At 41.3% G+C, this 21646-nt stretch carries 13 protein-coding genes and 1 tRNA gene; 8 read left to right on the top strand and 6 right to left on the bottom strand.

Features of this window, described 5'->3' with window-relative positions; all coding sequences use genetic code 11:
• Window positions 1-22 precede the first annotated feature (22 nt).
• From RMY27_RS09825 to RMY27_RS09810, 4 genes are all read right to left on the bottom strand, one after another.
• A complete protein-coding gene (locus tag RMY27_RS09825; RefSeq protein WP_322662676.1) occupies window positions 23-640 on the bottom strand; it encodes a 50S ribosomal protein L25/general stress protein Ctc in 618 nt (205 codons plus the stop codon).
• A 91-nt stretch (window positions 641-731) separates the two neighbouring features.
• Window positions 732-2075: an adenylosuccinate synthase gene (locus RMY27_RS09820; protein ID WP_322662675.1), complete on the bottom strand. Its 1344-nt coding sequence runs from the start codon at window positions 2073-2075 to the stop codon at window positions 732-734.
• A gap of 329 nt (window positions 2076-2404) precedes the next feature.
• A tRNA-Gly gene (locus RMY27_RS09815) sits at window positions 2405-2475 on the bottom strand.
• A 5-nt stretch (window positions 2476-2480) separates the two neighbouring features.
• Window positions 2481-3650, bottom strand: coding sequence for an SDR family oxidoreductase (locus RMY27_RS09810; RefSeq protein ID WP_322662673.1), 1170 nt, complete (start codon window positions 3648-3650; stop codon window positions 2481-2483).
• 297 nt (window positions 3651-3947) lie between these two features.
• Here RMY27_RS09810 and RMY27_RS09805 point away from each other — a divergent pair, with 297 nt between their 5' ends.
• Both RMY27_RS09805 and RMY27_RS09800 read left to right on the top strand, forming a co-directional pair.
• Window positions 3948-6119, top strand: a complete 2172-nt coding sequence (locus tag RMY27_RS09805; RefSeq protein ID WP_322662671.1) for a PAS domain S-box protein — start codon at window positions 3948-3950, stop codon at window positions 6117-6119.
• Window positions 6120-6486: 367 nt separating this feature from the next.
• Window positions 6487-7326: a DUF928 domain-containing protein gene (locus RMY27_RS09800; protein ID WP_322662670.1), complete on the top strand. Its 840-nt coding sequence runs from the start codon at window positions 6487-6489 to the stop codon at window positions 7324-7326.
• Between the two features lie 39 nt (window positions 7327-7365).
• Here the strand turns inward: RMY27_RS09800 and RMY27_RS09795 are convergent, their stop codons facing one another.
• Both RMY27_RS09795 and RMY27_RS09790 read right to left on the bottom strand, forming a co-directional pair.
• Window positions 7366-9990 carry a CHAT domain-containing protein gene (locus tag RMY27_RS09795; protein WP_322662668.1) on the bottom strand — a complete coding sequence of 875 codons (2625 nt, stop codon included), beginning with the start codon at window positions 9988-9990 and terminating at the stop codon, window positions 7366-7368.
• Window positions 9956-14212, bottom strand: a complete 4257-nt coding sequence (locus RMY27_RS09790; protein WP_322662666.1) for a filamentous hemagglutinin N-terminal domain-containing protein — start codon at window positions 14210-14212, stop codon at window positions 9956-9958. The genes RMY27_RS09795 and RMY27_RS09790 overlap by 35 nt, the downstream gene beginning before the upstream one ends.
• Window positions 14213-14579: 367 nt before the next feature.
• Between RMY27_RS09790 and RMY27_RS09785 the strand changes: the two genes are divergently transcribed.
• The 6 genes from RMY27_RS09785 to RMY27_RS09760 all read left to right on the top strand — a co-directional run bounded on the left by RMY27_RS09785 (window position 14580) and on the right by RMY27_RS09760 (window position 21571).
• Complete coding sequence (locus RMY27_RS09785) at window positions 14580-14927, top strand: beta/gamma crystallin-related protein (protein ID WP_322662664.1); 348 nt, start codon at window positions 14580-14582, stop codon at window positions 14925-14927.
• Window positions 14928-15468: 541 nt separating this feature from the next.
• Window positions 15469-15807 carry a beta/gamma crystallin-related protein gene (locus RMY27_RS09780; protein WP_322662662.1) on the top strand — a complete coding sequence of 113 codons (339 nt, stop codon included), beginning with the start codon at window positions 15469-15471 and terminating at the stop codon, window positions 15805-15807.
• Window positions 15808-16009: 202 nt separating this feature from the next.
• The gene (locus RMY27_RS09775; protein WP_322662660.1) at window positions 16010-16339 is read left to right on the top strand and encodes a beta/gamma crystallin-related protein; all 330 of its coding nucleotides are present in this window, start codon (window positions 16010-16012) and stop codon (window positions 16337-16339) included.
• A gap of 182 nt (window positions 16340-16521) precedes the next feature.
• Window positions 16522-18714 (top strand): peptidase domain-containing ABC transporter, encoded by a 2193-nt coding sequence (locus tag RMY27_RS09770; protein ID WP_322662658.1) that lies wholly within the window; start codon window positions 16522-16524, stop codon window positions 18712-18714.
• 38 nt (window positions 18715-18752) lie between these two features.
• Window positions 18753-20255, top strand: coding sequence for an HlyD family efflux transporter periplasmic adaptor subunit (locus RMY27_RS09765; RefSeq protein ID WP_322662656.1), 1503 nt, complete (start codon window positions 18753-18755; stop codon window positions 20253-20255).
• A 119-nt stretch (window positions 20256-20374) separates the two neighbouring features.
• Window positions 20375-21571 carry a hypothetical protein gene (locus tag RMY27_RS09760; RefSeq protein WP_322662654.1) on the top strand — a complete coding sequence of 399 codons (1197 nt, stop codon included), beginning with the start codon at window positions 20375-20377 and terminating at the stop codon, window positions 21569-21571.
• Window positions 21572-21646 lie beyond the last annotated feature (75 nt).

Here is a 21646-nt window from a genome sequence, read left to right as displayed (position 1 = left end):
AACATCAAAAATTATTACACACTTACGTAGCTTCAGAGGTTGTTTCACTCGCTGATTCAGCTTCATCCTCAGCAGCAGCACTGATTTGCGGCTGCGAAACGCTAACTACGACTCGCTCCGTATCACCAAGAACTGTGACACCTTGAGGCAAGACTAGCTCGTGAATACGCAAGCTGTCTCCGATTTGCAGGTTAGAGACATCAATTTCAATTATTTCGGGGATGTTTTCCGGCGCACAGCTCACTTGTAACTCAGTGATAACGGTGTCTAAAAAACCACCTTCTTGTTTGACACCAACAGCAGTTCCCACAAAACGCAGTGGTACTTCTACAGTTGTGTCGCCGTGGCCAGCAACTGCGAAAAAGCTGAGGTGGTAAGGCGTACCTTTTGCGGGGTGAATCTGAAGTTCCCGCAGCAAGGTTTTACCGCGCCAAGGTGCATCAGCAACATTCAACTCAATCAAGGTGTTGTTGACGGAAGCTCTTTTGAGCAAACGCTCAACAGTTTTGGCTTCAATGGTCAAAGAAATGGATTCTGTACCCTTATGACCATACAAATTGGCAGGTATCAATCCAGCACGGCGCAAAGCTTTTGGCTTGCTACCTTCTGGACGTTTTTGAGATTCGACTGTAATAGCCATAAAAGTTGTCCTTTGTCAGTTGTCAGTTGTCCTTTGTCAGTTGTCATTAGTCATTTGCTAATGACCAATGACAAATGACTAATGACTAAATTTACGCACTAAGTAGGGTAGCAGGTGTACCGTCGGGGTGCAATAAAGCGCGTTTGGGCCCGTGGATAGGGTCTTCTACGATTATGGTTTGATCGCGGCTGGCTCCTAATGAGACGATCGCGATCGGAACTTCCATCAATTCGGCTAAGAATTTCAGATAATCCAATGCTGCTTGTGGCAAGTCTTCTAGGGTGCGGCAGTGAGTTGTTGACACTTTCCACCCCGGTAAGGTTTTGTAGATGGGGCGACATCTAGCAAATTGACGAGAACTGGTGGGGAAGTGTTCGCTGCGTTGGCCATCTATGTCATAAGCCACACAAACTTTGATTTCCTCTAATTCATCGAGAACATCCAGTTTGGTCAGGGCCATACAATCCATGCCGTTAATCCGCACAGCATAGCGACCAATAACCGCATCAAACCAGCCACAGCGCCGTTTGCGTCCGGTGGTTGTACCAAATTCGGCACCGCGATCGCACAACAATTCTCCCAACTCGCCATCTAATTCAGTCGGAAATGGCCCCTCTCCGACACGGGTTGTATAGGCTTTTGACACCCCAATTACCCGGTCAATCATTGTCGGCCCTACCCCAGTACCAACACAAGCCCCACCCGCGACAGGGTTAGAGGAGGTGACATAAGGATAAGTTCCATGATCTAAGTCTAGGAGCGTACCTTGTGCGCCTTCAAACAAAATATTGCGTCGTCGTTGAATCGCATCGGATATTTTCAACGATGTATCAACAACGTGAGGTCGCAAGCGTTCTGCATAGCCCAAATATTGCTCAATCACCTCTTGTGGATCTAGAGGTGGCAAATTGTAAAGCTTTTCTAAAATGACGTTTTTATAATTAATCGTCCACTCCAGCTGCTCGCGCAGCCCATCAGGGTCCATCAAGTCTAAAACCCGAATGCCTGTACGTTCAGATTTGTCAGCATAAGTCGGCCCAATGCCCCGACCTGTTGTGCCGATCTTATGGCTTCCCCGTCGTTCTTCAGATGCCTGGTCAATCAATCGATGATAAGGCATCGTTACGTGGGCTGTCTCAGATATCAGCAGGTGGTCAGTGGAAATATTTAACTCTTTTAGTTGGTCGAGTTCTGCGATCAAAATCTGTGGATCGATGACTGTTCCACAACCGATAATGCAATCGGTATTTGGATACAAAATTCCAGAGGGAATCAAGTGCAGTTTAAAGGTCTGACCTTTGACTACAATCGTGTGTCCAGCATTGACACCCCCTTGGTAACGCACCACAACATCTGCGGAACGGCTGAGTAAGTCAGTTATTTTACCTTTTCCTTCATCGCCCCATTGGGCACCTATGACAATGACGTTAGCCAAGAGCTTATATTAAGAAGTAAAGTTTCCACAAACTATTATTATTAACACATTACGTGAATCATGTCAATAATCAAAATACCCCAATTTATCAGGGTACTTAGGGATATATACAACGTTTTGCTAATGATAAGAGGACTTTTCAAACATCTTTTAAAGACACTCTCAAAAAACTTAGTTGTCAATTGATCGGAATATCTTGAAGTGGATTGGGTTTTGCGGGGTCATACCAATTTTAGATTTGAGATTTTTGATTAAAAGGCAACGACGGGAATTGCACCCGTATCTCCTGGTGTACTCCAAGGAATTCTACTGTTTGAACTACGTTGCTGGGGCAGCGAACCGAATCGAACGGTTGTCTTCTGTCTGGCAAACGGACGCTCTACCACTAAGCTACACTGCCAGAAATTACCAATCTGTTTCTGTGTAGTCTTTGAATAATTTAGCAAAAGGTATTTTACCTTGGTTAATTCCTAGATAAATTAGGTCACAAATGCGTGCAGCCGCATCGTTGATATCAAAGGGAGGATAAAGTCCACCTTCTTGCATGGATTTTACTTGATGATAGGGGTGTTGAAAGCTAATCCAGCCAGGGTCTACTGCATTCATAAAAATACGATGTTTAGCGTATTCTTTGGCACAGGTACGGGTCACTTGATTGAGAGCAGCCTTTGCCATATTGGTGTGGGGATGTCGCCAGGGTTTGTCAACATCGTTAAATCGCCCCTCCATTGAAGAAACATTAATAATGTATTTATTAGTTTCTTTGGAGTTGCTCATTAATTGCTTGAGTCTACTGCTAATGACAAATGGAGCGATCGCATTAATTATATGCACTTCCAATAATTCTAAAATACTGACTTCATCATCCTTCATCAGCCAGCTATTAAAGGGACGCAAGTCGAGTTGTTCTCCATCATCGGTATACCTTCCTAAAGGGAAAAAAGCTGAATTATCTACGCTATCTTTGGTAATTAAAGGAATTTGGGAGAGAAAAGCAGAATTTTCGGTAAATGTGGCTTGTTTTTCTTTTTTAATACTTAATAGTGCCGGATTCTCAGCGTTCACCGCATGATTATGGCTTACTAACACCTGTATTTCTGGCGGTAGTTCCCCGAAAGGTAGTGATTCAAACTCAATTAAATGACGATAAAACGCAGGCGGACGACGCACTGTTTGTGCTGCATTATTGATAATAATGTCGAGTCGCGGATAAAACTTGCAAACGTGTTGGGTAAATTGCTCAACACTGTGGAGATGGCGCAAATCGAGTCCGTAAATTTGCAACCGATGTTGCCATTCTAGAAAATCTGGCTCTGTTGAGTACCTTTTTGCCGCATCATGAGGAAAACGGCTTGTTGCTATCACAGTTGCACCATTTCGCAACAGTCTCAATGCTACCCCATGACCAATCTTGACCCTGGCTCCTGTGACAATGGCAATTGTACCCCGTAAATCAGCAGTTTGTTGACGCTTACTGAAGTTAAGATTTCCACACTCAACACAGAGTCCAGTGTAAAAACTATGACTCTGTAAAAAAGTTGTCTTGCAGACAATGCAACGTGATGGTTTGCTCATTAGTCATTTTTGGTATTATTGCCTTGCATACCTGTAGCTCACCGGATTGAAAATGGCTATATCCCATCTCAACTGCATTGCCCACGTTACTGTAAAAATGAATTTATATTAAAAACTAGCGGATTTATTTGTAACTATTATGTATAAATCATCATCCCAACAAATCCAGATATTTACAACTTTAAGATATTGTATTTTGCTACCCGTGTTATCAAAATCCTTAAAATATTTTCAGTATTTGTTTTTGATCTTTAATCTTAACTGATGGAGGGCATCTGCGGCAGAAGGGGCGATCGCATGAGCAAAAAATGGTATCGAGTCCAAAAGCTGAAAGCAATATTCGTCCTAGCATTGGCAGTTGTATTTACTAATGCTATAGTTTCATATAGCAACACTGTGAAGCTGATTTACAACCAGCAATGGCTAGCATACTCCTATAAATTTATTACCCAAATTGAAAGTATCCAATCTACACTCAAAGATACTGAAACTGCACAACGTAGTTATTTAATTACAGCAGATGCAGATGATTTACAAGGTTATCTTGCAGCTTATCAACAAACAAATAGCAATATTCAGATTCTCAAAAATTTAACTGCCAATAATCGCCAAAAGCAGCAGTGGATTGCTTTGCTGGAGCCGAAAATTACCAACATACTTAAGATTCTCCAACAAGAAATTTCCCTCAGACAAAACCAGGGATTAGAAGCAGTTCGGCAGCAAATCTTATCTGATAATGACAAGCAAATTGGCAAAGAGATTCACCAGTTGATTAACGACTCTTTGAAAGCCGAGAAAAATTTATTACACCAGGAAATGCAGCAGTCCCAAGCAAATTCCCAAAAGGCGATAGTGACATTTTTTATCGCTGCGATTGTGGATTTGGTGCTGGTGGCGCTGCTGTATGATTTGTTGTGGCGTTATATCAGGCAACTTCAGCAGACGGAACTGGCCCTACGCCAAAGCGAAAATCGTTTACGAGCGATGATAGATGCAGAACCAGAATGCATCCAGCTAATTGCCAAGGATGGCACCCTTTTAGAAATTAATGCAGAAGGGCTGGCAATGATGGAAGTGGAAAATGCTGATATCTTGATTGGTAAACCAGTTGATGCTGTAGTTGCGCCAGAGTATAAAGCAGCCTTTGCCGACTTACATGAAAGTGTCTGCCAAGGTAACAAGGGCACTTTGGAGTTTGAAATCGTGGGATTTAAAGGCACTCGCCGCTACATAGAAACTCATGCCGTACCACTACGTAACGAATCTGATGACAACACATTCATCCATTTGGCACTGACGCGAGATATAACCCAGCAAAAACAGGCAGAACAGAAAATTCGTGAACAAGCGGCGCTGTTAGATGTATCAAAGGATGCAATTCTGGTACGAAATATCCACAACCAAATTTTATTCTGGAATAAAGGTGCCCAGAGTCTATACGGCTGGAAAGCTGAGGAAGTTGTAGGTAAAAATGTTTTACAACTTTTGTATAAAGAGATTTCACCACAGCTAGAAGATGCTTACTTGAAGGTGATGGATACGGGTGAGTGGCGGGGTGAGTTGCATCAACTGACAAGGGAAGGCAAAGTAATTATCGTTGAAAGTCGGTGGACACTGATCCGAGATGATAATGAACAACCCAAATCCATTTTGAGTGTGAACACTGAGATTACGCAACAGAAACAACTAGAAGCTCAACTTCTGCGATCGCAACGTTTGGAGAGTATTGGCACTCTAGCTGGCGGTATCGCTCACGACCTCAACAACATACTATCGCCAATTTTAATGTCAGTTCAACTGTTGCAGAAGAAATTGCCTGATTCTCAGAGTCAGCAAATACTGCAAACTTTAGAAAATAATGTGAAACGCGGTGCTAATTTGCTTAAACAGGTGTTATCTTTTGCACGCGGTATTGAAAGCAAACGGACAATTGTGGAAATTCAGCCTTTGATGGCAGAAATTGAGCAAATTATCGCTCAAACATTCCCCAAATCTATTAGTTGCCAAATAAATATCCCTAAAAATCTTTGGTACGTTCGTGGAGACATAACTCAACTACATCAGGTATTGATAAACTTAGTAATCAACGCCCGCGACGCTATGCCCAATGGCGGTATTCTTCAGATTGCGGCAGAAAATCTGGTGATTGGCGAACATTCCGCCCAGATAAATATAGATGCGAAAGTGGGTTCTTATATTGCGATCGTAGTCACGGATACTGGTATGGGGATGTCGTCAGAAGTCCAGCAAAGGATTTTTGAACCATTTTTCACCACCAAAGAGGTAGGCAAAGGTACAGGTTTAGGACTTTCTACGGCGTTGGGTATTGTTAAAAATCACGGTGGTTTTGTCAATGTTTACAGCCAATTAGGCAGAGGTACTCAATTTACAGTGTACTTGCCTGCCTCAACATTCAGAGACACACATTCGCCGTCTCAACAATTGGAATCAGTTATAAAAGATGCCTAAATATATCTACAAGAAAACTTATATACAAGTTTTCATGGAGAGGTTTAATTTAAGGTGAAATCGTAGTTGGATTAACGCTCTATTTAAAGTTGAAAGTATAGATATATCATCGACTCGTTCGTTTGTAATTATGGGTTCAGTAGCCATAATTGCGAACATATGCCTAATCGAGTCATTTTGTGAATATGCCTTTTGGTATACTTTTTAGTATCTGCTTTTCTTAACTCCCTAAAAAATGGACGAACCAGAAGTAATTAAGTCAAAATCTGGAAATCCCCTCAAAAATGGTGAAGATCAATTTAACCAAATGCTACATTAACCTTTATGCTGACGATAGCAACAAGCAAAAATCGTACCTGTTAAGTTAATGAAATGGATCTTAACAACTGCTTTGATTTTGAGCAGCACTACCCAATATTCAGCACAAGTAACAGAGCAAACTAAACAACCAATTACTAATAAACAACCTGCACAACCAGTTAAAACACCTGCTTCACCTCAACAACCTACTTCTCGACCAGTTTTTATTTTACCAAAAGCACCTGCTGCATTAAGTCCTATATCTGGGCGTAGAGCCGGAATGGGTAGCCGAGATAATTGCCCTGCGGTTTCAACCCCGCTCACTGCTTTAGTACCATTTCAAGAGGAACAAAAGGTTGGCAAACAGATAAACAAGTCAATTATCGGGACTGTAGAGGGACTAACCACTTTAGAAAGACCTACGTTTTGGTTTTATATCCCCTACACTAAGGATTTGTCTAACTCAAGTGCTGAATTTAGCTTACAGGATAGCGCCGAAAATGATGTTTATAGAAATGCGATCGCCCTACCTTCAGAGCCAAGTATCATTGGTATTTCTCTCCCTAGTACTGCTTTATTAGAAGTAGGTAAGACATATCGCTGGTATTTAAAAGTACGCTGTAATCAAAAGACAGCAAGCATTCCTGTATATGTAGAAGGAGACATTAAAAGAATCAATTTAGAGGATCGTGTTGTGCAACAATTACAAGCCGCAAAAGAGCCTCGACAAAAGATTATAATCTATGCTGAAAAAGGGATTTGGTTTGACGCTCTAGATATGCTAGCACAAATACGCATTTCTAATTATAATGATACATCTATTGAAAAAGATTGGCAAAGTTTATTACAATCAGTCAATTTAGATAATATAGCTATGATGCCTCTAATAAAATTACCAACCCGCTAATAATTTCATATCCAGTAAAATATTTATAAGCCTATATTTTTACAACCAATTACCAACTATAACGTAGGGTGCCCAGTACATCGCACGGTTATATTCAGAAGCTTGAAGTAATTTTAATTGGGCAAAGCGTAAAGCTTCTGCCGTAGTTTTACCAGCCACTAACTGGCGGTAAAATTCCTCAATAAATAAAGCTGTAGAGTTATCGCCAATTTGCCATAGTGAGGCTAAAGTACTCCGCGCACCAGCACGCAGGGCAACTCCTGCTAATCCTAATGCAGCTCGGTTATCGCCTGTTGCTGTTTCGCAAGCACTCAAAACAAGTAATTCAACTGGTTCTGTTCGTTTTTGCTCTCTACTTTTGAGCAAACTATCTAATTCACTCACATTGATGCGTCCATCAGCTGCTAGGATAAAAGTGTCTTTTGCTTTAGAGCTAAATTGCCCATGAGTTGCCAAGTGAACAACTCTAAAAGGTTGAGCGTTGATAGTTTTTGCTAAATTTGTACTGGTAAAATTTTCATCCAATAATGTAGTTGTTGATACGCCTGATTCCTGAATTAATTTCAGTTCAACCTTAACGTTGGGAAGTGGTGCAAACTTTTCATTTTTGGGTGGTTGTGATAGTCCTCCAACCAGGGCATTTAATTTTTTGTGTGCTAAAGGTTTGGGAGTAAATAGTTGCAGTCCGGGGCTAATAGCTACAGAGTATTTTTGGACTAAATATTCTCTGCCATCATACAATGCAGACATCGGGAGATTTCGCAGCAAACCATCTGGAATAAAGACTAGAGTATTAACTTTACTATTTTTAAGGTCTGTTTCAACTGGTTTGATTAACCAATTATAAAGCTGTTGAGAAACTGCTTTAAATTTCTGATTAGCATCGGGTTCGACTATTGTCTCTCGTATTTTTGTAATAACTTGCTCTAATTGCTGACGGTTGACTTTAGAAGTTTTATGTATTAACGCTTGTTCGGGAAGTTTGATAATAATTTCTAAATGGTTATCTAGAATAATCGGGTAGAAAATAGCAGTATACGGGTTGTCGCGGTCTACTATTTTGTCCAACATCACAAATTGATTGCTCAAGCAAGCTTCTCGGAAAAAATTGTCGAGTTCTGCAACTTGCAAGGCTTCAATTCGCTGACGTGCTTTATCTAAATCTGGTTTTCCTTGTCCTTTCTCTTGTAAAATCAACTCTACAGACTGGCGATAAAGAGGTTCTATGCGATCGCGAAAATTGAACTGTACCTCTCGATTAACCGCAACTAAATCGTTGCGAAGAGACTGAAGAGTTGTTACAGCAAGATCATAAGCAGATATGGCGGCTGGGATATTTCCCTGTGCTTTGAGTAAGCGTCCTAACTGCCACTCAAGGCGATAAGCTATATCTGAGGCATCAATTTTTTGAGCCATAAATAATGCTTGCTGGGTCAAATCTTGTGCTTCTTGCAATTGTTGGTTCTGCTCGTAAACTTCTCCCAAGCTGCCCAGAGCATAAGATTCGGCACGTTCATCGCCGATAATTTTGGCTTGTTGAACGCTAGTTGCCAGAATTTCTGCAATGTCTTTTTTGTTACTAATTGTGGTCAAAGTCTGAGCAAAATTGATCCGTGCATAAATACCAGCTTGATTGGTAGGCAGATTAGGGATTTGAGCTTGAATTGTGGGTATTAATGACTTTGCCTCAGTGATGCGTTCGTTTTCGACCAGCAAACTCAGCTGATTAATTAGGGATTGAACTTTGGCCAGAGGGTTTGGTGCAATTTTGGCAGCATTTTCATAATGAGCGATCGCATCTTCAATATTACTTAACGACCTAGCAGTGTTACCGAGGCTAAATTCTGCCAAGCTAATTTCTAGAGGCAGTTGCAGACGTTGAGCGATTTCTAAGCTTTGTTGTAAGTTTTTCTGGGATAACTCAAGTTCGCCTAATTGTTGTAAAACATTGCCAAGCGATCGCAAAGCTGTTACTTTTACAAGTGAGTCAGATTGGGAAATTAATTCTTGGGATACTTCATTCAATATATCTAAGCTACGGCGGTAAAAACCAGCAACTCGTAAGGCTTGTGCTTGGTTAATCCGGCTGCGCGCTACTCCAGCATTATCATCTAATTTCTTCCAGATTTGCTCTGCTTGTTGTGATGTTTGCAAAGATGCATCAGTTTGTCCCAGTGCTAGTTGCAATTCGCCCTGAATATTGAGAGTTTGTGCAAGAATTTCTAACAATTCAGATTTGGGATTATTGACATTTAACTTTTGATTTATCTCATCCCAGCCAAGTAAATTTAAGCTATTGTCGATAGTTGCATCAGCTTCTTTCCACAAGCCGAGTTGCTGATACACAACAGAAAGGTTAGTCAGCGCTGCGGCTTGTGCAGGGTTATTGCGTTCTCGTTGATAGGTACGGACAGCTTGTTGTAAAATAATTACAGCTTCAGTAAAGCGCCCAGTTTGATAAAGTGCTTCTCCTTGCTCAAGAAGTTGCTGTGGCGTTGTAACTGGGGGTTTATTGATTTGAATGTGAAACCCGTTTGCTGAATTTGTGTAGAGTTGTTTAGCAAATGTGCTAGGGATAATAGTCAAAAAAATAGCAATAGTAAATAGGACTACAGGAGTTACCGCAAATCTAACGGCTCGCTTTGGCAGCTGGAATTTTGCCATATTTCACACCTCCCTGAGATACAGGACAGGAAGCAGGTGTTTGCCAAAGGCTGTGGGGGTTGAGTTGAGGAAGTGCTACTAATTCTATGTTTCCGTTGCGATCGATTACCCAGCCAGAAGCTTCCACAATCGGAATTGTAGCAGCAATTTTAGGAGTAGTTGATGCTGTTGGTTGTGGCTGAGTCGCTGTGTGTGCCAAGTTTTCTGGTTGTGTTTTCAATCTCACCCAACCTGATAGAGTACTTAAATCTTGTAATGGTTCAGTAGGATTGATGAGTAGTCCGCCGCGTCCTGTTGCGACAAATGTATTTTGGAATTGCTGAGTTCCAGGAGCGCAGGCATTGGAAATTTGCCTAGAAGCATCAACTAGATTAATTGCGAGTTCGACTAAGCCGTTACTAGGATTTACATCAGGTGTGTTGATTTGCACATTGCCGCTTAAATCAGGAGTTGCACCTTTTGCGGTAATATCGTTTGTGTTTGGAGAAGGCTCATTTCGGGACTGGATACCAAAGATCCCTGCAATATTTTTGATAGTGACATTCCCGCCACGGAATTTCGCAGAATCTGCTCTAATGTCGCTATTTTCATTGGGAACAGCAACGATGAAGCCATTTTTGTTATCAATTGTGATGTTACCACCAGTGATATCATCACCACTGGCGTTAGTGGTTATGCTGCTACCTCGACGTAATAATAGTAGAGGCGAGTTGAGAAAGATATTTCCACCTCCTCCTGTAGTGTCAGCGCTTATTTTTGCGCTGTTGTCAAGACGGATAGAGTTAGCCTGTACTGTGAGATCGCCTGCACTTCCCAAACCAAGACTGCTCACAGTTAGTCCACTGGCTGCACCTTGATTGCCTACTTTCGGTTTGCCATATATGTCGATATTGTCAGCAACGAATTGAGCAAGTCGAGCCGAGTAAGTTGGATCGCTGTCTGTGATTGTCGCACTGTCAGTAGCATTAAGAGTGATGCTACCCGCACGCCCACTACCAGATGTGATGGCAGTTAGTTGTCCACCCGATATTGCATCAATTGTATTCGTATTGATATTAATTGCTCCCCCTGTTCCACTGGCTGTAGTTCGGGCATCTACAACCGCGCCCTTGGAAATACTAAATGTATTTGTATTCACTGTTATATTGCCGCCAACTCCAGAGGAATTGGTGCTAGAAAAGATGCCGCTCGATACTGCATCTACGAACTGTGGAGGAGAATTGAATCTGGGTGGAATATTGTTTTGAAAAAGGTCGGTGGGAGCTACTGTTGTATTAGTCCCAGATACACTAACTTTATCTGTTGTATTGATGAGGATATTACCAGCTTTTCCTTCTCCAGATGTGACTGTATTCAGTTGAGCGCCATCTGTTAATAAGAGCGATTGGGCTGTGATGTTAATCCCTTGAGCATCTCCAGTTGCCCCTTTTCGTACGGCAGTAGAGATATCACTGTCGGCCAGGGAAATTGCACCCATAGTCTGCACAGAAATCCCGCCAGCATTTCCTTGTCCTTGAGTGCTAGCAGATATCAAAGATTGATAAGAAGAGACAAATCCTGCTTGGATATCAATATCTCCGGCTTCGCCCTTCCCATTAGCAAAAAGTGTAGTCGTGATAAAGCTCTGGTCTAGAGATAAACCATCCCTGAGATGGATTGATATCTTGCCAGCATTTCCCTCTACTTTCTTGTCCAAATTATTGTTGTCACCCACTCCAGTAGCTAAAAAAGAGCCATTTATTAATTGGAGAGATGGCGCATTGATCCTAATATTGCCTCCATTGCCTTTTATCGTGTTATTACTTAGGGTGCAGCCAACGGCAATTAATGAGCAGATGCCAACGTTGCTGAATGCGCTACCTCGATCAAACAATACGCGATCGCGGGCATTAATAGTGATATTCCCAGCATCTCCGTTTTCTCCATTGGCGCTGGCTGCTAAGAAAGATTCATTAGTCACAGTAAGTGCGCCAGTATCGATGGTTATATTGCCTGCATTCCCTTCACCTTGGGTGTTGGAAATTAATTGAGCGCCATTCGTTAAAGAAAGCGACCCACTGCTAATTTTGATGTCGCCTCCCTTACCTTCTGCTTCTGTGGTAGCACTGAAAAAAACCTGATTTACATCAGTATATACTTTGGCTCCATAATCAAAGGAAACGATATCGCGGGCATCAATAGTGATATTCCCAGCATTTCCCCGTCCATTGGCGCTGGCAGCTAAGAAAGATTCATTAGTTGCAAAAAGCGAGTTTGTATTGATGGTTATATTGCCTGCATTTCCCACTCCCGAAGTGCTGGCAGTCAGCTTAGAACTATTGGTTATGGTAAGTAATTCTGTACTAATGTTGATGTCGCCTCCCTTGCCTCTGGTCGTCACATTGCTATATGCTTGACCTCCCAGATCAAACAATACGCGATCGCGGGCATTAATAGTGATATTCCCAGCATCTCCGTTTTCTCCATTGGCGCTGGCTGCTAAGAAAGATTCATTAGTCACAGTAAGTGCGCCAGTATCGATGGTTATATTGCCTGCATTCCCTTCACCTTGGGTGTTGGAAATGAATTGAGCGCCATTCATTAGAGAAAGCGAGCCGCTGGTAATTTTGATATCGCCTCCATTACCTTTTACTTCTGTGGTATCACTAAAAGAAGCTTGATTTACATCAGTATATACTTTGGCTCCATTCTCGAAGGAAACGAGATCGCGGGCATTAATATTTATATTTCCAGCATCTCCATTTTCTCCATTGGCGCTGGCTGCTAAAAAAGATTCATTAGTGACAAAAAGCGAGTTTGTATTGATGGTTATATTGCCTGCATTTCCCACTTCCGAAGTACTGGTAGTCACTTGAGAGTTATTTGTTACGGAAAATGATCCTGTGCTGAAGGTGATATTACCCGCATCTCCTACTCCTGAAGTGCTAGCATTCAGCTTAGAACTATTGGTTACGGTAAGTAATTCTGTACTAATGTTGATGTCGCCTCCCTTGCCTCTGGTCGTCACATTGCTATATGCTTGACCTCCCAGATCAAACGATACGCGATCGCGGGCATTAATATTTATATTTCCAGCATCTCCGTTTTCTCCATTGGCGCTGGCTGCTAAGTAAGAGTCTTTAAAAACAGAAAGCGAGTTTGTATTGATAGTGACGTTGCCTGCATTTCCCTGTCCTTTGGTACTGGCTGCTAGAAAAGAGTTATTGCTTAGAGAAAGTGAATCAGCATTGATATTAATATTTCCACTATTACCCACAGCGTTCTCTAGCACTTGATTGGAAATATTGCTGCTGTTTGCGATCGCAACTATCCCAGTGGCATTAATTTTAATATCTCGCGCCTGAGTTTTGGATGAACCAACGCCTGAAATTCCTGTTATCAGTTGGCTTCCCTCCGATATATTCAAATTTGCTGCATTGACAGCAATACTACCACCACTACTTGCAAGTACATTCACTTCAGCTTGATTGGTGAGAGATACATCAGCTTGTGGCACTCCTTGGGGAAAATTCAAACCAAGAAAATCCCCGTTAGAAAAAAGTCCAACGGTGTTTTCTCCTGCTACTCCCCCCAACTCCACACTTCCCGAAGGAGCTACAAGCTGACCACCATCGATGCTCACATTGCCGCCAACAAGTATTAAACTTTTAGCAGGATTTACCTGTAGATTAGACCTTTCTACCGAAACATTTCCAGCATTGCTCCCGAATTGCAAACCAATAGGGACATTAATAGTTAACAAAGGTGTAGATTGAGGATTTTTTGCACTAAATTCAAATCCATCAGCAAATTTCATACTATTGGCAGATGTGGCAAAAAATGAACCACCAATATTTAACCGAGCATTTTCACGAAAGATAATACCATTGGGATTAATTAGAAAGAGGTTAGCTGTGCCGTTAGCTCGGATTAAACCATCAATATTAGAGATAGAATTTCCTGTGACTCGGCTAATAATGTTTTGAATATTTGCAGCATTGTTAAAAAATGCCTCCAAGCCAGAAGGAACAGAAAAATCTTTAAAGCTATGGAAGAGATTACCCCTTGCTTGACTTCCTCCGGTGATTTTAAAGGTGTTGTTCTCTAATGTGACGTTGGAATTATTTGGCAGAGTGCCGTCTGGGGTGATTTGGGCAACTGAGATATTTGCATATAAAGCGATCGCACTGACAATGGCAATTCCTAGACCTTGTAACCAGTTTGGCGCAGTTCTAAAAGACATTGCACTCTCCTATAGAAAAGGAAATTTAGCTTGGAAGCCTTAATTGAGTATTGGTGTCAGGGCAATCAACTTATGCATAAGAGAGAATATTACCAAATTGGCACTGCTGAATCAAGTGAATAAAATCATGTCACTGCTACCAATTAAAAATTAGAAGGTCAGACTAGCCCAAAACGCCTGATTCTGAATAGTGAATAAACAAATCTCACTTCTACCAATTAAGAATCAGGAAGGTTAGTAAGTCGGAAATAACTCTGATTCCCGACAGTGAATAAAATTTACTCACTGCTACCAATTAAGAATCAGAGTTAAGGCAAACGAGCTTAACCTTCAGTTCAAACACAATCTGAAACTCAGGAGAAAAACAATGTCTAACATCAACAACCACGGAGTAGATATGAACAACGATGTACTTTTTCAAGAACTCAACTGTGAAAAGGCTGCAACCATTCAAGGTGGTGCTTCAGCGCAAGTATTTACAGATGCAAATTTCTCAGGACTTGCCTCAACTATTTTTTCTGATGACATCGGTCTTTTCGATCTGAATAATTTTAACGATAAAATCTCATCGATTAAAGTCTTTTCTGGGCAATGGACATTTTGGTCAGATGCTAACTATAGTGGTGTTGGTATAATTTTGAACCCAGGAGACTATGCTACCATTCCACCGGAATTCAATGATGTTATCTCGTCAGCAAAAAGAAATATTAAATAATAACGAACTGACATTAACTTTTTGAATTCCCAACAACTCAATCTCATTTTTTGAGTAGTTTTCAAAAGTTGGTTGGAACGAAATTAAACCCAACACAGCCTAGACTATGTTGGGTTATGCAGAGCGTAATACAGTCTACTTTAAACAACGACAAAATATCTTTCTTATATTGTGTCGTGTAAAGCTGGCTTTCCTTGGAACTATAGCCTTTCAAGTTTTACGTTGCGAGTTGAACTACCTATTAAGAATCAGTCAGGTTAGCAAGCCGGAAATAACTCTAATTCCCACAGTGAATGAAATTTAATCACTGCTTGCTATTTATTAAAAATCAGGAGGGAAAGCCAAAAACGCCTGATTACCGACAGTGAATAAACCCATGTCACTGCTACTAGTTAAAAATCAGTTAGGTTAGTAAACCGGAAAAAACTCTCATTCCAACAGTGAATAAAATTTAATCACTGCTACCAATTAAGAATTAGAGTCAAGGCAAACAAGCGATTACCTTCACTTCAAACACAATCTGAAACTCAGGAGAAAAACAATGTCTAACATCAACAACCAAACCCAAGACCTTTACAGTATCGAAGCTGTGCAAGACCTTTCCTATGAAAGTGCTGCTGCTATTTCTGGCGGTGCTGCATTGGAACTCTACAATGACAGCAATTTTAGGAAGCTGTTAGTGCAGACAAACGATGGTACTGGAAATGTGGGCGAGCGCGTAAATGACCGTATTACCTCGATTGTAGTCAACGAGGGTGTTTGGAGATTCTACACAGATTCTCAATTTCGGGGTGTTTCTGCCGATTTGGGACCAGGACGTTATGCAAATATTGGTCTCGGTTTTAGTGATTCAATCACATCTTTCCGGAGGATCGGGTAGGTTAAGCTAACACTTTCAACGATCCGATCTCATCTATTGTGATTCTTGAAACTTAAGTCCTGAAAATCAAAAGAGAAAAGACGTTCTCACCTTCGCTTTTAGCTGAGTAACGTTTTTTCTCCCAGTTACTAGGGGCGAGGTTGCTTTCGCTCCTACTTTTTTCATAGATATCTAGTTGTACTGAGCTTTTCAAAAATCAAATATGAGTCCTACTAACTATCTATTTTACAGCAGCGAAGGTGTGCAAGACCTTTCCCATGAAACTGCTGCTGCTGTTTCTGGCGGTGCTGCATTGGAACTCTACGATGACAGCAATTTTAGGAAGCTGTTAGTGCTGACAAACGAAGGTACTGGAAATGTGGGCGACAGAGTAAATGACCGTATTACCTCGATTGTAGTCAACGAGGGTGTTTGGAGATTCTACACAGATTCTCAATTTCGGGGTGTTTCTGCCGATTTGGGACCAGGACGTTATGCAAATATTGGTCTCGGTTTTAGTGATTCAATCACATCTTTCCGGAGGATCGGGTAGGTTAAGCTAACACTTTCAACGATCCGATCTCATCTATTGTGATTCTTGAAACTTAAGTCCTGAAAATCAAAAGAGAAAAAACGCTGTCACCTTCGCTTTTAGCTGAGTAACGCTTTTTCTCGCAGTTACTAAGGGCGAGATTGCTTTCGCTCCTACTTTTTTCATAGATATTTAATTTTACCATGAGATATCAGGTTGTTCTCCAACACAGTGAGGAAGACTGTGGTGCTGCAAGCCTAGCTACTGTTGCCAAACACTACGGACGCACCTTTGCCCTCAATCGCGTGCGAGAAGCTGTAGGCACGGGAACGCGAGGAACTACACTATTAGGTTTAAGGCGGGGAGCAGAAACCCTGGGATTCCATGCTCGTCAAGTCCAAGCCACCGCACAAGTACTAGAAAAATTAAATGAAGTTCCCTTGCCTGCGATCATTCACTGGAAAGGCTACCACTGGGTGGTCTTTTACGGGCTGAAGGGGAAAAAATGTATTATCTCTGACCCCGCAGTTGGTATCCGTTATCTCACCCTAAAAGAGTTAATGGCGGGTTGGAGTGATGGTGTGATGCTGCTGCTAATGCCAGACGACAGCCGCTTTTATGAGCAATCAGAAGATAAAATTGGCGGTTTTGGGCGCTTTATTGCCCGGATATTACCCTATCGTAACCTTCTGATTCAGGCGATCGCCATTAACTTTGCGATCGGGCTGTTGTCCCTGGCTTCTCCTTTAATGATGCAACTCCTCACCGATGACGTGCTAGTGCGGGGAGATACCCAACTGCTAACAACAGTGGCAATTGGCGTCATTGCCATGAACCTAATTCAAAATGCCATTGGTTTGGTACAATCTCATCTGATTGGTCATTTTGGTCAACGGTTGCAATACGGGCTAATTCTAGAATACGGCCGAAAACTGTTGCGCTTACCCCTATCTTATTTTGAAGCTCGTCGCAGTGGGGAAGTCGTTAGCCGGATTGCAGATGTTCATACCATCAATAATCTAGTTTCCGAAATTGTCCTTGGTTTACCCAGTCAATTTTTTGTGGCTCTGGTTTCTTTGGGTTTCATGCTTTTCTATAGTTGGGAACTTACTCTAGCTTCCGTCGCTGCCTTTATCATTGTCACAGGAGTCAACCTGCTTTTTCTTCCCGCCTTACGCCAGAAAACCCGCAGCCTCATAGTTAAAGGTACAGAAAATCAAGGCTTTTTAGTCGAAACCTTTCACGGTGTTCAAGTCCTCAAAACCACCCAAGCAACTCCTCAAGCTTGGCAAGAGTATCAGACAAATTTTGGTCGCCTTGCTAACTTAGGCTGGGATACAATGAAATTGGGGCTTTACAGCAGCACAGTCACGAGTATTCTTTCCAAATTGACGAGTATTGGCATACTCTGGTTCGGTTCTAGCTTGGTGATCAATCAGACATTATCCATCGGTCAACTGCTGGCGTACAGTGGTATGAGTGGCAGCTTTCTTGGGTTTTTAACGTCAGTAGTCGGGCTAATCGATCAATTTATCACTGCTCAAATTGTCGTTCAACGCTTGACAGAAGTGATAGATTCTACCCCAGAAGATGAAAATGACTTTAAAAAACCTTGGGCAGAAATTCCTGGAAACGCAGATATTATTTGTTCTCAAGTTAACTTTCATCATGCTGGTAGAACTGACCTGTTAGAAAATTTTTCTTTAACTATCCCTGGTGGTCAAGTAATAGCTTTAATCGGTCAATCAGGCTGTGGTAAAAGTTCTCTTGGCAAATTAATTACTGGTTTATATCAAGTCCAATCAGGGAATATTTGTTACGGTTTATACAACCAGCAAGATTTATCTTTAGAATGTTTGCGACAGCAAATCATATTAGTTCCCCAAGAACCTCATTTTTGGAGCCGTTCGATTGTTGAAAATTTTCGCTTCAGTTATCCCAACGTTAGTTTTGAGGAGATAGTCAAAGCTTGCAAAATTGCTGGTGCAGATGAATTTATTAGTAAATTACCTGATAAATATCAAACTGTTTTAGGTGAATTTGGAGCAAATCTTTCTGGCGGACAAAGGCAGAGATTAGCTATAGCTAGAGCAATTGTGACTGACCCACCTATATTAATTTTAGATGAATCGACAGGCGCTCTCGATCCAGTAAGTGAAACCCAAGTTTTGAATAGATTACTTGCTCACCGTCAAGGCAAAACTACAATTATGATTAGTCACCGTCCTCAAGTTATCAAACGGGCTGATTGGATTGTTTTGCTTGAAAATGGATATTTAAAAATTCAAGGAACTCCAGAAGAATTACGTCATATACCTGGAGAGCATTTAAGCTTTATTGATGAGATTTCTCCTTCTAATAATGGGTTTAAATCTTCTTTAGTTCTTCGTAATTAGTTAATGGTTATTGGGTATTTTATATCTACTCAGCACTTATGATTAGTAACCCTCAAACAAATTTTTTACCTTTAGTTCAAGACAACGAGTTTCTCCCACCAATTAGTCGTTGGACTACATTTGGCGGACTATTTATCGTATTTGCCTTGGCGTTAGCTGTTCCTGTGGCTGCGGTGGTTAAATATAAAGTTACGGTCAAAGGGCAAGCGGTCATTCGTCCTGCGGGTGAATTGCCAATTGTACAGGCGGCGACAGAAGGACAGGTAATGCAGATTTACGTCAAAGAAAATCAAACGCTGCAAAAAGGAGATAAAATTGCCACTATTGATGATTCTCGACTGCAAACTAAAAAAAACCAGTTGCAAACCAATATTCAACAAGCTAGGTTACAACTAATTCAAACTGTTCCGCAAATAAATGCAATAAATAGTCAAATTCGAGCTGAAAGCGATCGCACTAATCGGACTATCGCTTCTGCTAAAGCAGAATTACAGGGACGCGATCGCGCTCATCAAGACAAAAAAATTACTAGCATCACTGAACTTCAAGAAGCAGAAGCCAATGTCAAAATGGCTCAAGAAGAATTATATGCAGGTCAAGCACAGTTACAATCAGCATTAGCTAATCTCCACGCAACTGAGGCAGCTTTAGGAGCAGCGACATCAAAGCAGAGCCGATATGACAGTGCCGCCAAACAAGGGGCATTATCCCGCGATCAACTTGAAGAAGTACAGTTGGCTGTGAAACAACAAGAACAAGCTGTACAGGCGCAAAAAGCAACTTATAAAGCTCAAGAAAAAACAAATGAACGGCTAAAACAAGCTGTTAATGGGGCTATTGCTAAACGCGATCGCGCTCAAGCAGCTCTGAACCCCAGCAATGCAGAGATAGCAATGGCGACTGAACGCATTGCTCAAGAAAAAGCTTCTGGGGAAGTAAACAAAGCATCTTTAGAAAGAGAACTTCAAGCACTTATAAAACAGAAAATTGAAACGGAAAAACAATTAGAGCGTGATACTAGCGAATTTAAGCAAGTCGAAATTGACCTGAAGCAAACTACTATTACCGCTACAGCAGACGGGATTATTTCCAAGCTCAATTTGAGAAACCCTGGTCAAACTCTCCGGGCTGGGGAGGAAGTTGTGCAAATTGTTCCTAGTCATGCACCTTTAGTTATCAAAGCAGCTGTCGGTTCTGAAGAAAAAGGTAAGATAAAAGTCGGTCAAAAGGTGCAAATGCGAGTTAGTGCTTGTGCTTATCCTGATTATGGTACTCTCAATGGCGTTGTCAAAGCAATTTCCCCGGATGCTGTGAGTTCGCAAAAAAATGATGCAGATACTGATACGAACTCTATCCCAAAAGCAACTGCTGTAGGTGCTTTTTACGAAGTCACAATTGAACCAGAGAAACTTGCTTTAGGTCGCAGTACAAAAAAATGTCAAATTCAATTGGGTATGGATGGCAGAGTTGATATTATTACCCGCGAAGAAACTGTGCTGCAATTCCTGCTTCGCAAGGCAAGATTAATGACAGATTTGTGATATTGACATTAAGAGATAGATTTATGCTCATGCAAAACTTTAATATGCATGTTTTTTGGTGGATTTTGGTTTCTAGCGTCAATATTTTACTTTTAGTTATTTTTTACGAAACAATATATTTGACTGACATTTCAACGGCAGTTTTTAGCGTCAGCAATATATTAGTAGCTATTTTAGTCCGTAATGAACTGATTTTGCATTTCTTGTATCGTTTGGCAGTATGGACTTCGGTAAAGATTGTTTATGGCAAATACTATCTTAATAGTGGCGTTCATTATATCGGTGGCGTTCACGCCTCATGTGCTACTTGGGGTTTTCTGTGGCTAATTGTTGATGTATTGCAGCAGTTGGGAAACCCAAGCGATCCTCTATCAATGGCTACAGAGAGCGATCCTATATCAATCGTTACATCAAGTATGTTGTTAACACTTTTATTTATTATTATCATCACTGCTATTCCCCCATTCCGCCATAAGTTCCATGACACGTTTGAAATCAGCCATCGCTATCTGGGATGGTCTTGTTTGAGTATTCTTGTCTTGCATCAAATTAGATTTCAATTTATCATCGCTCTCAACCAAGCTTATCCTCTAGAAACTTTATTAACTAATCCAGTTTTACTCATGATCGCGCTGATGATTTTCAGCATATTTTTGCCTTGGATCAGCGTGCAGTGTTTTGATAATTTTAGGATGGATTGTCCATCTGTTGGGGTTTTAGTTGTGACTCTTCCAGGTAGGGCTGATGTAGGGACATTTGCTCGAATTAGTCTAGATGGTATTGAATGGCATTCTTTTTCTGTTGCAGGAACGAGTTTCAGCAAACAAACGGGCGAATCAGAAATTCATTTAATAATCGGCGCGGTAGGTGACTGGACTAAAAATTTGATTCGGCAAGTTGAAAAAGGAAATTTGCCCAAACGATTATGGGTTCGTCGAGTCAAGCCTCCTGGTTTTATGTTCTCAATTAACGCTTATTCACGAGTAGTTGTAATCGCAACTGGAGCAGGAATTGCACCAGTCATACCTCATGTGATAGAAAATAGTCACAAACTTTGTATTGTATGGATCGCTAACGAACACGAACAAACTTACGGCGAAAAGCTTTGGTCTTTGCTTGACTCTCATCCTCGTTGCAATATTTTCGATACAGGAATGCATGGTAGACCAAATGTAGAGCAGCTAGCTCTTGGCGCCGTTCGAGATTTTCGGGCGCAAGCTGTGTTTTGTGTATCCAACAAAGCGGTTACTGAAAAGGTGGTCAAGGCTTGTTTGGGAAAAGGTATTCCAGCTTATGGAGCTACCTGGGATTCTTGAGGCTGCTGTATGCTTTGTTTGTTACTTAAGCAATGAAATTACGTTTTGTACTTGTTTGGATGCTGGTTTTCTAAA

The sequence above is a fragment of the Nostoc sp. DedQUE09 genome (genome assembly GCF_034530915.1).
In the GTDB taxonomy this organism is placed as follows: domain Bacteria; phylum Cyanobacteriota; class Cyanobacteriia; order Cyanobacteriales; family Nostocaceae; genus Nostoc.
This window is presented reverse-complemented; position numbering and strand designations above follow the sequence as displayed.